This window comes from Streptomyces sp. NPDC048441 (assembly GCF_043200235.1).
In the GTDB taxonomy this organism is placed as follows: domain Bacteria; phylum Actinomycetota; class Actinomycetes; order Streptomycetales; family Streptomycetaceae; genus Streptomyces.
Map to the genome: position 1 here is coordinate 224,795 of NZ_JBICXM010000007.1, position 13,200 is coordinate 237,994.

The following is a 13,200-nucleotide window of genomic DNA, read 5'->3' on the forward strand; positions in this document are numbered from 1 at the left end:
GCCCTCAGGTAGCAGGTAGGCGGCGGGGCTCAGGTGTCCCGGACGCACAGGAGGTCGCTCGGGGAGCGCTGAACGGTGCGGTCAAGGGGCGTGCCGGTCACTCGCGCCGAGGCCCTCGTCGTCCGAGTCCGTCCACAGAGAGCTGTCGTACGGCGTATCGGGGATGGTGACCAGGTCCGGCCGCTCCCGTACGGCACCGGGCGGAGCCGCGGCGCGCAGCAGCGCGACGCTCTCGCGCAGGTGATCCGCGTCCGTGCGGACGCGGCGGACATCGAGCCCGGCAAGGCCGCTCCGGGAACCCTCGCCGACCTGCTGTTCCAGCTTGCCGACGGTGCGGACCAGATCGTCGACGCAGCGCTGAACAGCCGTCAGATCATCCTGCAGAGCCATGACTTGCCCTCACTTCAGGGGTGCGGCGGCAACGTTCATGCGCCTGCGAGTGTCGCGCGTCACATCCCGGCTTGTGAAGGGATCTGCCGGGATTCCCGGCTCGTACGCGCTGAAATGCGCCGGGGTGTGCACGGGTGTGCGCCGTCGCCCTCCCTTCGCCTCTGGCCGCAGCCCCCCGGCTGCGCCTCCGGGCCCGCGTCGAAGGTTTCGGCGCGCACGGTCACCGTGGCTTCGGCGCGCACGGTCACCGTCCGTCACGCCCGATTGGGCCGCACGAGTGGGATCTGGCGCCCCCCGCGCCGTGTCGCTCCCTTGCGTCCGGTCCCGTCCCCTTCAGTGGGGCGATAGATGTGATCAGCTCCATATACCGCCAAACGTGATCAAACCCGGCCCGGTCCTGGTAGCGGGCGGCCGGGCGAGCCCCGGAGGTACCCGTCATGTCCCCAGACCGCGCCAGACTGAGATCTGCCGTGTTCCTCGCAACGGGCGTGCTAGCTCTGCCCGCCCTCGCCGCCTGCAGCTCTCAAGACGAGGCAGGCGCCCCGACCGCCGGTCAGGATGTCGCGCCCGCGGCCCGGGACCTCGTCGCCGACGGGGGGACCATGAACTGGGCCGTCGACGCGGTGCCGGAGACCCTCAACTCCTTCCAGTCGGACGCCGACGCGGGCACGTCACGGATCGCCGGTGCGGTCCTGCCGTCGATGTACCGCCTCGACGCGCAGGGCAGGGCGGAGCGGAACGCCGACTTCCTGGAGTCCGCGAAGGTCGTCGAGAGCGAGCCCAAGCAGGTCGTGCTCTACAAGCTCAACCAGCAGGCGGTGTGGAGCGACGGCCGGGAGATCGGGGCCGACGACTTCGCGGCGCAGCAGCGTGCTCTGTCCGGGAAGGACAGCGCGTACTGGACGGCACGCAACGCGGGCTACGACCGTATCGAGAAGATCGAGCGCGGCGCGAACAACCTGGAGGTGCGTGTCACCTTCAACAAGCCGTACGCGGACTGGCGTTCACTCTTCTCGCCGCTGTACCCGAAGGAGGTCATGGGCACGCCCGACTCCTTCAACGACGGTGCGCGGCGCAAGCTCAAGGTGACCGCGGGCCCGTTCGCGGTGCAGGACGTCGCCCGTAAGGCCGACGAGGTCACGCTGGTCCGCAATCCCCGCTGGTGGGGCAGGCCCGCCAAGCTCTCCAAGATGGTCCTGCGGGAGGTGCCGCGCGAGCAGCGGGCCGCCGCGCTCGCCCAGGGCAAGGTCGACCTCGCCGAGATCGACGCCCCGGAGGCGGGCCGCATCATGAGCGCCGCCCGCGACCGGGGCGCCCAGGGCCCGCTCAGCCACGGCCCCGAGGCTCAGCTGACCCCCGGCAAGGCACTGCGCTCCTGGGCGGTCGCCAACGGCTCCGACGAGGAGGCGGCCGACACCGAGCAGCAGGCCCGCGACAAGTCGCACAAGGCGATCAAGAAGTACGCCACCGAGCAGACGGGCCTGCGCGGCTACACCGTCCGCAAGTCCCTCGAACCGGCCTACACCCAGCTCGCCCTCAACGGCACCGAGGGCCCGCTCGCCGACGACCGGGTGCGGCGCGCGGTGGCCCGCGCCCTCGACCGCGACGAGCTCGCCAAGGCGGTCCTCGGGCCGCTCGGCCTGCCGGCCAAGCCGGTCGGCAGCCACCTGGCGCTCGCCGGGCAGCAGGCGTACGCCGACAACAGCGGGGCCCTGGGCGACCAGGACGCCACCGAGGCACGTGCGCTGCTCACCGACGCGGGGTGGACGCCGGGCGGTCCGGTGAAGGAGCCGAAGGGGAAGACGGCGGGGAGCGAGGCGGGGTCCAAGAAGGCGAAGGCAGGCTCCGACTCTGGCTCTGGCTCTGGCTCCGGCTCCGGGGAGGACGGCGAGGACTCGGGTGACGACGGTTCGTACGTCGTCGGCGAGGACTCGGGTGACGACGGGAAGCCGGGCGACAGCGGCACCTCGGTACTCGCGCCCGCACCGGCGGCGGCGTACCAGCAGGCGGTGCTGACCCGTCAGGCAGCGTCCCTCACGACCGGCCGCGAGGCGACCCGCAGCGAGGTGACCCGCCGCGAGGCGGACAAGGAGAAGAAGAAGGACCCCGGCGGGCACGCCAAGCAGCACGCCGAGAAGCACGCCAAGCAGCACGCCGAGAAGCAGGCGGCGAAGGGCGGCGCGCCTGGGGCGTACGCCCCCAAGGGCACGGCGGCTCCCGCGTCGCCCGCCGCGGCGGTGGGTGGCCCCATGGCCCCTATGGCCAAGGACGGCAAGCCCCTCACCCTCCGCTTCGTCCTGCCTTCCGGTGCGGGCTCGGAGTCCCTGCGCACCGTGGCGGACCGCATCTCCCGGATGCTGGAGAAGATCGGGGTCCGCACAGAGGTGTCGAAGGTCGCCGACGAGAGCTACTTCAAGGACCACATCGCGTCCGGTCAGTACGACCTCGCCCTCTACTCCTGGCCCGCGTCGGCCTTCCCGGCCACGGACGCGCGTCCGATCTTCGCCAAGCCGGTGCCTGCCGCGGACGGTTCGCTGAACGTCGAGCAGAACTACACGCGGGTCGGGACGGACCACATCGACCAGCTGTTCGATCAGGCGATGGGGGAGCTGGACGAGGACGAGAGCCGCGCCCTGGTCAGAAAGGCCGACGCCCGCATCTGGGCCGAAGCCGGCTCCATCCCTCTCTATCAGCGCCCCCAGCTGATGGCGGCCCGCCCGAACCTCGCGAACGCGGGTGCCTTCGGCTTCCAGTCCCCGAACTACGAGGACATGGGCTTCCTGAAGCCGGGTGCGAGGCCGGGCGCGAAGCCGGCGGGCGGACCTGCGAAGAAGTAGCCCTGTCGCAGGCAGCCCCACCGCAGGTCACGCTCAGGTTTCGCTCAACTCCCTTGCCCGTCGGCGCCTCCGGCGGGCAAGGTCGTTTCCACCCATTGACCTGTGCGTTTCTTCCCCATCCCCACCCCAGAGATCCACGGCAGCATCAGGGCGGCCATCACGGCGGCCTCGCGGTAGCCGAGGAGAGCCGTCCAGAGGGCTCACTAGTGGCTGAAAATTGACAAAAGCCCTGGTCAGGCCCCCCATCAGGGCCCCCCGGAGGTCACCTCCGCGTAAGGCACGTAGACTGGGGTAAGGCCGTGGCTTGTTCTGCCCGGCAGGGCACGCGTACCGGACCGTACGCGCGGCCATCCACTCTTCCCGGGAGAAGCGCAGCTCGTATGCCCACGCGCCATGACATTCGTAATGTTGCCATCGTCGCCCACGTCGACCACGGCAAGACCACCCTGGTCGACGCCATGCTCAAGCAGGCCGGCTCCTTCGCCGCGCACGCAGCCGAGTCCCTCGACGACCGCATGATGGACTCGAACGACCTGGAGCGTGAGAAGGGCATCACAATCCTGGCCAAGAACACGGCCGTGAAGTACCACCCGAAGGATGGCGGCGACGTCATCACCATCAACATCATCGACACCCCCGGCCACGCCGACTTCGGTGGTGAGGTCGAGCGCGGCCTGTCGATGGTGGACGCGGTCGTCCTGCTCGTGGACGCCTCTGAGGGCCCGCTGCCGCAGACCCGCTTCGTGCTCCGCAAGGCGCTCTCCGCCAAGATGCCGGTCATCCTGTGCATCAACAAGACGGACCGCCCGGACTCGCGCATCGCCGAGGTCGTCGACGAGACGTACGACCTCTTCCTGGACCTCGACGCCGACGAGGACCAGATCGAGTTCCCGATCGTCTACGCCTGCGCCCGTGACGGCGTCGCCTCGCTGACCAAGCCGGAGGACGGCACCGTCCCGGCCGACAGCGACAGCCTGGAGCCGTTCTTCTCCGCGATCCTGGAGACCGTCCCGGCTCCGGAGTACGACGAGGACGCCCCGCTCCAGGCACACGTCACGAACCTGGACGCCGACAACTTCCTCGGCCGTATCGCCCTCTGCCGTGTCGAGCAGGGCGAGCTGCGCAAGGGCCAGACCGTCACGTGGATCAAGCGCGACGGGTCGCAGTCCAACGTCCGCATCACCGAGCTGATGATGACGGAGGCGCTCACGCGCAAGCCCGCCGAGAAGGCGGGCCCCGGTGACATCTGCGCCATCGCCGGTATCCCGGAGATCATGATCGGCGAGACCCTCGCCGACCCCGAGAACCCGATCGCGCTCCCGCTGATCACGGTCGACGAGCCCGCGATCTCCATGACCATCGGTACGAACACCTCGCCGCTCGTCGGCAAGGGCGGCAAGGGCCACAAGGTCACCGCCCGCCAGGTGAAGGACCGTCTGGACAAGGAGCTCATCGGTAACGTCTCGCTCCGTGTCCTGGACACCGAGCGTCCCGACGCCTGGGAGGTCCAGGGCCGTGGTGAGCTCGCGCTCGCCATCCTGGTCGAGCAGATGCGCCGCGAGGGCTTCGAGCTCACCGTCGGCAAGCCCGAGGTCGTCACCAAGCAGATCGACGGCAAGACGTACGAGCCGATCGAGCGCATGACGATCGACTCGCCCGAGGAGCACCTCGGCGCCATCACGCAGCTGATGGCGACCCGTAAGGGCCGCATGGAGACGATGACCAACCACGGCTCCGGCTGGATCCGCATGGAGTGGATCGTTCCGTCGCGTGGCCTCATCGGCTTCCGTACGGAGTTCCTGACGCAGACCCGCGGCACCGGCATCGCGCACTCGATCTTCGAGGGTCACGAGCCGTGGTTCGGCGACCTGCGCACCCGTCACAACGGCTCGCTCGTCGCGGACCGCGCGGGCACGGTCACGCCGTTCGCGATGGTCAACCTCCAGGAGCGCGGTGTCATCTTCACCGAGGCCACCACCGAGGTGTACGAGGGCATGATCGTCGGTGAGAACTCGCGCGCCGACGACATGGACGTGAACATCACCAAGGAGAAGAAGCTCACCAACATGCGTGCGGCTTCCGCGGACACGACCGAGAACGTCGTGCCCGCCCGCAAGCTGTCGCTCGAGCAGTCCCTGGAGTTCTGCCGCGACGACGAGTGCATCGAGGTGACCCCGGAGACCGTGCGTATCCGCAAGGTCGTCCTGGACGCCAAGCAGCGTGGCCGCAGCGCCTCGCGCGCCAAGCACGGCTGAGCACGCACTCGCGCCCCAGGCGCAGCTGCCGTACAACCGCCGCTGACGCTCGGTGAATTCGGCATCTGAGGCCGGTTTCCGCCCCTCCCCCCACGGGAGAGGCGGGGACCGGCCTCTCGCGTATCCGCGGGGGTACCCCTCGATACCCCTTTGCAGGGCCCTCAGCGGCACTACGCTGGCCCAGGCCCCGGGGGGCGACGGTTCGGGCAACTGCCCCTCCACCGTCGCGACTCCGCGCGCATCCGCGCGACTCTACGCGCGTCCAGAGATCCGCCCCCGAAGGCGGCGCGCCGCCGCCGCGAGCCGTCTCCGGCGCGGTCCGCCGCAACCGGTTTTCCTGGACCACCCGTCCGGAATGCGGACGTCGTTGACCGTTAGATGTGTAACACGTCCGTTTCGCAACCATCTATCTCGGATCGGTTTGTCCGGATTTTGGAAGTTGTACGCACCAGGTGTGATTGAACCGAGACCAAAAGGGTGTGGTCGGGCGGTACCTCATGGCTAATAGTTGACCGCGTATAGCTCGGGTCAATGGGTCACGCGCTGTGGGGAGCGCCGACTCACGAGCACACTGGGGTACTTGACCTGCGCGCCGTCAGGGGTGTCGGCGCGGTTTCTCGTACCCCCTCTTGTAGTGAACCAGTGGACTCATGAGGAGGAACCCCATGCGTGGTGCCAAGAGCGCCAAGTGGGTCGCGATAGCGGGTGTCGTGGCGCTGACGGCAACGGCCTGCGGCGGCGGCAGCGACAGCGGCGGCAACAGCGGCAAGGTCGACCCCAAGGGGATCGTCAGTTACGCCAACGGTGAGCCGCAGAACGCCCTGCAGCCTTCCAACACCATGGAGGCGTACGGCAGCGTCGTCATCGACTCGCTCTTCACGGGCCTGGTCCACTACGACAAGCAGGGCAACATCACCTACGAGAACGCCGAGTCGGTCACCCCCGACAAGGCGAACAAGGTGTGGACCGTCAAGCTGAAGCCGGGCTGGAAGTTCCACAATGGTGAGGCTGTCACCGCCAAGTCGTACGTCGACTCCTGGAACTGGGCGGCGGACCCGGCCAACGGCCAGCAGAACAGCGCCTGGTACCGAGACATCGTCGGTTACGACAAGGTCCACCCCGAGAAGGGGAAGGCCAAGTCGAAGGCGATGGAGGGCCTGAAGGTCGTCGATGACAACACCTTCACCATCACGCTGAACTCGGGCATCCCGTACTACGCGTACAAGCTCGTCTACGCGCCCTTCTACCCGCTGCCCTCGGCCGCGCTGAAGGACCCGAAGAAGTACGGCGAGGCGCCGGTCGGCAACGGCCCCTACAAGTTCAAGAGCTGGGACCACAAGAAGTCGGTCCAGGTGACCGCGTGGTCCGGCTACAAGGGTGCCAGCAAGCCGAAGAACGGCGGCATCAACTTCAAGGCGTACACGACGCCGCAGGCCGCGTACAACGACCTGCGCTCGGACAACGTCGACTCGATGCCGCTGATCCCGGACAGTGAGCTCGCCAACTTCAAGCAGGACTTCGGCGACCGCGCGATCCAGCAGGACTTCTCGGCGATCAACACGGTCAACCCGGCGTTCTACAGCAAGACGTTCAAGGACATCGACGTCAAGGTCATCCAGGGCCTCTCGATGGCCATCGACCGCGACACCATCGCGAAGACCACCTTCGCCGGTACGCGTGAGTCCGCCACGGGCTGGGTCGCCAAGGGCGTCAAGGGCTACAAGGCCGACGCCTGTGGCGAGTTCTGCAAGTTCAACCCGAAGAAGGCCAAGCAGTTCGTCAAGGACGGCGGCGGCGTTCCCGGCAACAAGATCTCCATCCAGTACAACGCCGACCAGCCGCACAAGGGTTGGGTCACGGCGGTGTGCAACAGCATCACCAAGTCGACCGGCGTGAAGTGCGTCGGCGACCCGAAGACCGACTTCCAGGCCGACACCGAGGTGCGGGACAAGAAGCAGGTCAAGGCGATGTACCGGTCGGGCTGGGTGCTCGACTACCCGTTCAACGGCAACTTCCTCGCCGACCTTTACGGCACGGGCGTCGACGGCAACAAGGGCGGCTTCTCGGACAAGAAGTTCGACGAGCTGACCAAGAAGGCCGACGCGGCCAAGACCGTCGACGAGTCCGCGGCGCTCTACCAGAAGGCTGAAGCGCGTCTGGCAGAGACCTTCCCCGGCATCCCGCTCTGGTACAACAAGGTGCTCTCCGCGTCCTCCAAGAACGTGAAGAACGTCAAGTTCGACCAGGCCGGAGACCCCGTCCTCACGGACATCCAGGTCTTCGAGAAGTAGGCGTCGGAGCCCAGTTCCCGAAGCGACGCCCGGCGATCCCGGGCGTCGCTTCGGGCGGCTCCGGATTGGACGGAGGCACCAATGGGGCGCTATGTCGCGAGGCGACTGCTCCAGATGATCCCGGTTTTCATCGGGACAACCCTGTTGATCTTCATCATGGTCAACGTGCTCCCCGGCGACCCCGTGCGGGCGCTGTGGGGCGACAAGCCGCCGGACCCGGCGCAGGTGGCGCAGATTCGCCACGACAGAGGCCTGGATCTGCCGCTCTGGCAGCAGTATCTGCATTACATGGGCGGTCTGCTGCAAGGGGACTTCGGCAAGACGATCGCCGGCAACCGGCCCGTCCTGGACGAGATCACCCAGGCGTTCCCGGTCTCGATGCGACTGGCCTCGATGGCGTGGACGTTCGAGCTCATCGTCGGCATCACGCTCGGCGTGCTCGCCGGCATCAAGCGCGGCCGTCTCGTGGACAACACGGTCACGCTCTTCACGCTTCTGGTGATCTCCGTTCCGATCTTCGTGGTCGGTCTGTTGTGCCAGCTGTTCTTCGGCAATGAACTGGGGTGGATCACACCCACGGTCCAGGACTCCGAGAGCATGGGCCAGTTGATGGTTCCCGCGATCGTGCTCGGCATGGTCGGCCTTGCCTACGTAGCAAGACTGACCCGTACGTCGATCGCCGAGAACCGGCAGGCGGACTACATGCGCACCGCTGTGGCCAAGGGCCTGCCGCGCCAGCGCATCATCACCCGGCATCTGCTGCGCAACTCGCTGATCCCCGTGGTGACTTACCTCGGTACGGACGTCGGCACCCTGATGGGTGGCGCGGTCATCACCGAGGGAATCTTCAACGTGACGGGCGTCGGCAACCTCCTCTTCCAGGCTCTCGCCCGCCGTGAGGGCGCGGTCATCGTCGGTGTCGTCACCGTCCTGGTGCTCGTGTACCTCGCAGCCAGCCTGATCGTCGACCTGCTTTACGCGGTCCTGGACCCGAGGATCCGTTATGCCTGACCTCACCAAGACCACGGCCACGGACGAGAAGACCGTGGCGCCGGACGTGACGGACGCGATCGCCGCCGGTCCCGCACCGGGCAAGCCGCGAAGCCTGTGGAGCGACGCGTGGCGGGAGCTGCGGAGCAATCCGCTCTTCGTCATATCCGCGTTCCTGATCGTGGTCCTGCTCGTGGTGGCGGCCTTCCCCGGCCTCTTCACCGGCACGGACCCGGAGAGCGGCGACCAGGTCAACCACTTCCTGGGGAAGCCCGAGCTCAGCCACTTCTTCCAGGCGGACTGGTTCGGATACGACAGGACGGGCCGCAGCATCTACGCCCGTGTCGTCTTCGGCGCGCGCAACTCGATCCTCGTCGGTGTCGGCGTGACGGTCCTCGTCACTCTCTTCGGCGGTCTGTGCGGCATGCTCGCGGGCTACTTCGGCGGCTTCTGGGACAGCCTCATCTCCCGGCTCACCGACGTGTTCTTCGGCATCCCGTTCCTGCTCGGCGCGATGGTGGTCCTGAACGCCTTCACCGAGCGGACGGTGTGGGTCGTCATGGGCGCCCTCGCCTTCCTGGGCTGGACGCAGATCGCCCGCGTGATGCGTGGCGCGGTCATCACCACCAAGCACGCCGACTACGTGGTGGCGGCGCGCGCGCTCGGCGCCGGGACCAAGCGGATTCTGTTCCGCCACATCCTGCCGAACGCGCTGGCTCCGGTGATCGTCGTGGCGACCATCTCGCTCGGCACGTACATCGTGGCCGAGTCGACGCTGTCGTACCTGGGCCTCGGCATCGGTGACGGCGCCATCTCCTGGGGTGGCGACATCTCCGACGCGACACAGGACATCCGGAACAACCCGCACACGCTGTTCTTCCCGGCAGGAATGCTGAGTATCACGGTGCTGGCGTTCATCATGATGGGTGACGCCGTACGCGAAGCCCTCGACCCGAAGCTGCGCTGAGGGAGGCGTAAATGACCAGCATCGACATCAAGGAAGACTCGGTTCCCGCCCCCCGCTCGGGCGAGGAAAAGGGCGGCAGGCTCCTGGACGTCAAGGACCTGCACGTCGAGTTCCACACCCGCGAGGGTGAGGTCAAGGCCGTCAACGGCGTCAACTACAGCGTGGACGCGGGCGAGACGCTCGCCGTCCTCGGTGAGTCGGGCTCCGGCAAGTCCGTGACGGCTCAGGCCATCATGGGCATCCTCGACATGCCGCCCGGCAAGATCCCGCAGGGAGAGATCCTCTTCCGCGGCCAGGACATGCTGAAGATGTCCAACGAGGAGCGCAGGAAGATCCGTGGCCGCAAGATCGCCATGATCTTCCAGGACGCGCTCTCGTCGCTCAACCCCGTTCTCTCGGTGGGCTACCAGCTCGGCGAGATGTACCGGGTGCACGATGGGCTCAGCCGCAAGCAGGCGAAGGCCAAGGCCATCGAGCTGATGGAGCGGGTGAACATCCCGGCCGCCAAGGAGCGGGTGAACGACTACCCGCACCAGTTCTCCGGCGGTATGCGCCAGCGCATCATGATCGCGATGGCGCTCGCCCTGGAGCCGGACCTGATCATCGCGGACGAGCCCACCACGGCTCTCGACGTGACGGTCCAGGCACAGGTCATGGACCTGTTGGCCGACCTTCAGCGCGAGTACAACATGGGCCTGATCCTCATCACCCACGACCTGGGTGTGGTCGCGGACGTCGCCGACAAGATCGCGGTGATGTACGCGGGCCGGATCGTCGAGACGGCCCCGGTCCACGAGCTCTACAAGCGTCCCGCGCACCCGTACACGCGCGGTCTGCTCGAGTCGATTCCCCGCCTCGACCAGAAGGGCCAGGAGCTCTACGCGATCAAGGGCCTGCCGCCCAACCTGCTCCACATTCCGTCCGGTTGTGCCTTCAACCCGCGCTGCCCCAAGGCGCAGGACATCTGCCGTACGGACATCCCGGCCCTGGTGCCGGTGAGCGAGCAGGACGGCGCGGAGCTGCCGGGCCGCGGCAGCGCGTGCCACTTCTGGAAGGAGACGATCCATGGCTGAGCCGACGAAGGCTTCGAAGCTCTCGAAGACGGACGAGCCCGCCGACGCCACCCCGAACGTCTCCGACGTGGAAACGGTCGACGCGGCCAGCGCCGAGGAGGCCGTCGCGGCCATCGAGGCGCCGGTGGAGCGCGGCGAGCCGATCCTCCAGGTCCGCAACTTGGTGAAGCACTTCCCGCTCACGCAGGGAATCCTCATCAGGAGGCAGATCGGCGCGGTCAAGGCGGTCGACGGCATCTCGTTCGACCTCTACCAGGGCGAGACCCTCGGCATCGTGGGCGAGTCCGGCTGTGGCAAGTCCACGGTCGCCAAGCTTCTGATGACCCTGGAGCGCGCCACGGCGGGCGAGGTCTTCTACAAGGGCCAGGACATCACCAAGCTTTCGGGGCGTGCCCTGAAGGCGGTCCGCCGCAACATCCAGATGGTGTTCCAGGACCCGTACACGTCGCTCAACCCGCGTATGACGGTGGGCGACATCATCGGGGAGCCCTTCGAGATCCACCCCGAGGTGGCCCCGAAGAGTTCGCGCCGCCAGAAGGTCCAGGACCTCCTGGACGTCGTCGGCCTCAACCCCGAGTACATCAACCGCTACCCGCACCAGTTCTCGGGCGGCCAGCGCCAGCGCATCGGCATCGCGCGCGGTCTGGCCCTGAACCCCGAGATCATCATCTGCGATGAGCCGGTCTCGGCGCTGGACGTCTCCGTCCAGGCCCAGGTCATCAACCTGATGGCGAAGCTGCAGGACGAGTTCAACCTCTCGTACCTCTTCATCGCGCACGACCTGTCGATCGTTCGGCACATCTCGGACCGTGTGGGCGTGATGTACCTCGGCAAGATGGCGGAGATCGGCTCGGACGAGCAGATCTACGAGCACCCGACGCACCCGTACACGCAGGCGCTCCTGTCGGCTGTCCCGGTGCCGGACCCGGCGGCGCGCGAGGGCCGCGAGCGGATCATCCTCACCGGTGACGTCCCGTCCCCGGCGAACCCGCCCTCGGGTTGCCGCTTCCGCACCCGCTGCTGGAAGGCGGAGGCGAAGTGCGCGGAGGAGACCCCGCTCCTTGCGATCCCGCAGCGGTTCGCGGGTCAGGACACTCCGGCGGCGCATGAGTCGGCGTGTCACTTCGCGGAGGAGAAGGACGTCGTGCACGCGGCGTGAGGCCTCTTGGGCATACGTGAACGGGGGCGCCCCGAGCCGGAGTTGGCTCGGGGCGCCCCCGTTTCACGTACAGATCAGTCGTCGAGGCGCGATTCCCCCATCTTTCACGGCCGTCCCGGAACGGGCCCCGGGACGCCCGACCCGGCACGGAGCGGGGCCGCAGGGGCAAGGGTCGGAGGGGTATCCGTCAGAGTGACTTCCGCGCCGACGGTACGGCCAGCGCCGTCGAGTCCTCCGGGTGGTGGCACGCCGTCAGGTGGCCGTCCCGGTTTCCCGCGATCTGCACCAGCGGCGGAGCCTCCGAAGCGCACACGTCCGTCGCCTTCCAGCACCGCGTGCGGAAGCGGCAGCCCGAGGGCGGGTTGACGGGGGACGGGACGTCTCCCGTGAGCAGGATGCGTTCGCGGCGCGGGATGTCGTCCGCGGCTGCCTCGGGTACGGCGGACAGGAGCGCCTTGGTGTAGGGGTGGCGGGGGTTGGCGTACAGGTCCTCGCGGGCCGCGATCTCCACGATGCGGCCCAGGTACATGACGGCGACCCGCTGCGAGAAGTGGCGGACCACCGCCAGGTCGTGGGCGATGAAGAGGAACGCGATGCCCAGGTCCCGCTGAAGTTTCTGCAGCAGGTTCACCACCTGCGCCTGGATCGAGACGTCGAGCGCCGAGACCGGCTCGTCCGCCACGATCAGCTTCGGCTGGAGGGCCAGGGCGCGGGCCACGCCGATGCGCTGGCGCTGGCCGCCCGAGAACTCGTGCGGGAAGCGGTTGTAGTGCTCGGGGTTCAGCCCCACCGTCTCCAGGAGTTCGCGGACGCGTGCCTCGCGACCGCCCTCCGGGTGGATGTCGTTGACCTCCATCGGGCCCGAGATGATCTTTCCGACCGTCTGCCGCGGGTTCAGCGACGCGTACGGGTCCTGGAAGATCATCTGGATCTCGGAGCGGATGGGGGCCAACTGCCTGCGGTTCGCGTGCGTGATGTCCTGGCCGCGGTAGCTGATCTTCCCGCCCGTCGGCTCCAGGAGGCGCGTGATCAGGCGGCCAGTCGTCGACTTTCCGCAGCCGGACTCGCCGACCAGCCCCAGGCTCTCGCCCTCGGCGACGGTGAAGTCCAGGCCGTCCACCGCCTGCACCGCGCCGACCTTGCGCTTGATCGGGAAGCCGCCCATGACCGGGAAGTGCTTGGTCAGCCCGCTGACGTCCAGGAGGGGGGTGGGAGCATCTGAGGTACTGCTGCTCATG

Annotated in this window: 9 protein-coding genes; 7 read left to right on the forward strand and 2 right to left on the reverse strand. The window is 67.9% G+C overall.

Annotation, left to right across the window (positions count from 1 at the left end; all coding sequences use genetic code 11):
• Positions 1 to 81 precede the first annotated feature (81 nt).
• Positions 82 to 390: a hypothetical protein gene (locus ACGFSB_RS19785; protein WP_393400679.1), complete on the reverse strand. Its 309-nt coding sequence runs from the start codon at positions 388 to 390 to the stop codon at positions 82 to 84.
• A gap of 437 nt (positions 391 to 827) precedes the next feature.
• Between ACGFSB_RS19785 and ACGFSB_RS19790 the strand changes: the two genes are divergently transcribed.
• The 7 genes from ACGFSB_RS19790 (at position 828) to ACGFSB_RS19820 (ending at position 11,962) form a co-directional block, all read left to right on the forward strand.
• The gene (locus tag ACGFSB_RS19790) at positions 828 to 3,227 is read left to right on the forward strand and encodes an ABC transporter family substrate-binding protein (protein WP_393400681.1); all 2,400 of its coding nucleotides are present in this window, start codon (positions 828 to 830) and stop codon (positions 3,225 to 3,227) included.
• A 380-nt stretch (positions 3,228 to 3,607) separates the two neighbouring features.
• The gene (typA, locus tag ACGFSB_RS19795) at positions 3,608 to 5,482 is read left to right on the forward strand and encodes a translational GTPase TypA (protein WP_393400684.1); all 1,875 of its coding nucleotides are present in this window, start codon (positions 3,608 to 3,610) and stop codon (positions 5,480 to 5,482) included.
• 665 nt (positions 5,483 to 6,147) lie between these two features.
• Positions 6,148 to 7,773, forward strand: coding sequence for an ABC transporter substrate-binding protein (locus tag ACGFSB_RS19800; RefSeq protein WP_393400686.1), 1,626 nt, complete (start codon positions 6,148 to 6,150; stop codon positions 7,771 to 7,773).
• 81 nt (positions 7,774 to 7,854) lie between these two features.
• Positions 7,855 to 8,784, forward strand: a complete 930-nt coding sequence (locus tag ACGFSB_RS19805) for an ABC transporter permease (RefSeq protein WP_393400688.1) — start codon at positions 7,855 to 7,857, stop codon at positions 8,782 to 8,784.
• The gene (locus ACGFSB_RS19810; protein WP_393400690.1) at positions 8,777 to 9,730 is read left to right on the forward strand and encodes an ABC transporter permease; all 954 of its coding nucleotides are present in this window, start codon (positions 8,777 to 8,779) and stop codon (positions 9,728 to 9,730) included. Before ACGFSB_RS19805 ends, ACGFSB_RS19810 begins: the two co-directional genes overlap by 8 nt.
• A gap of 11 nt (positions 9,731 to 9,741) precedes the next feature.
• A complete protein-coding gene (locus ACGFSB_RS19815) occupies positions 9,742 to 10,803 on the forward strand; it encodes an ABC transporter ATP-binding protein (RefSeq protein ID WP_393400693.1) in 1,062 nt (353 codons plus the stop codon).
• The gene (locus ACGFSB_RS19820) at positions 10,796 to 11,962 is read left to right on the forward strand and encodes an ABC transporter ATP-binding protein (protein WP_393400695.1); all 1,167 of its coding nucleotides are present in this window, start codon (positions 10,796 to 10,798) and stop codon (positions 11,960 to 11,962) included. The genes ACGFSB_RS19815 and ACGFSB_RS19820 overlap by 8 nt, the downstream gene beginning before the upstream one ends.
• 187 nt (positions 11,963 to 12,149) lie before the next feature.
• Here the strand turns inward: ACGFSB_RS19820 and ACGFSB_RS19825 are convergent, their stop codons facing one another.
• Positions 12,150 to 13,199, reverse strand: coding sequence for an ABC transporter ATP-binding protein (locus tag ACGFSB_RS19825; RefSeq protein WP_393400697.1), 1,050 nt, complete (start codon positions 13,197 to 13,199; stop codon positions 12,150 to 12,152).
• Position 13,200 lies beyond the last annotated feature (1 nt).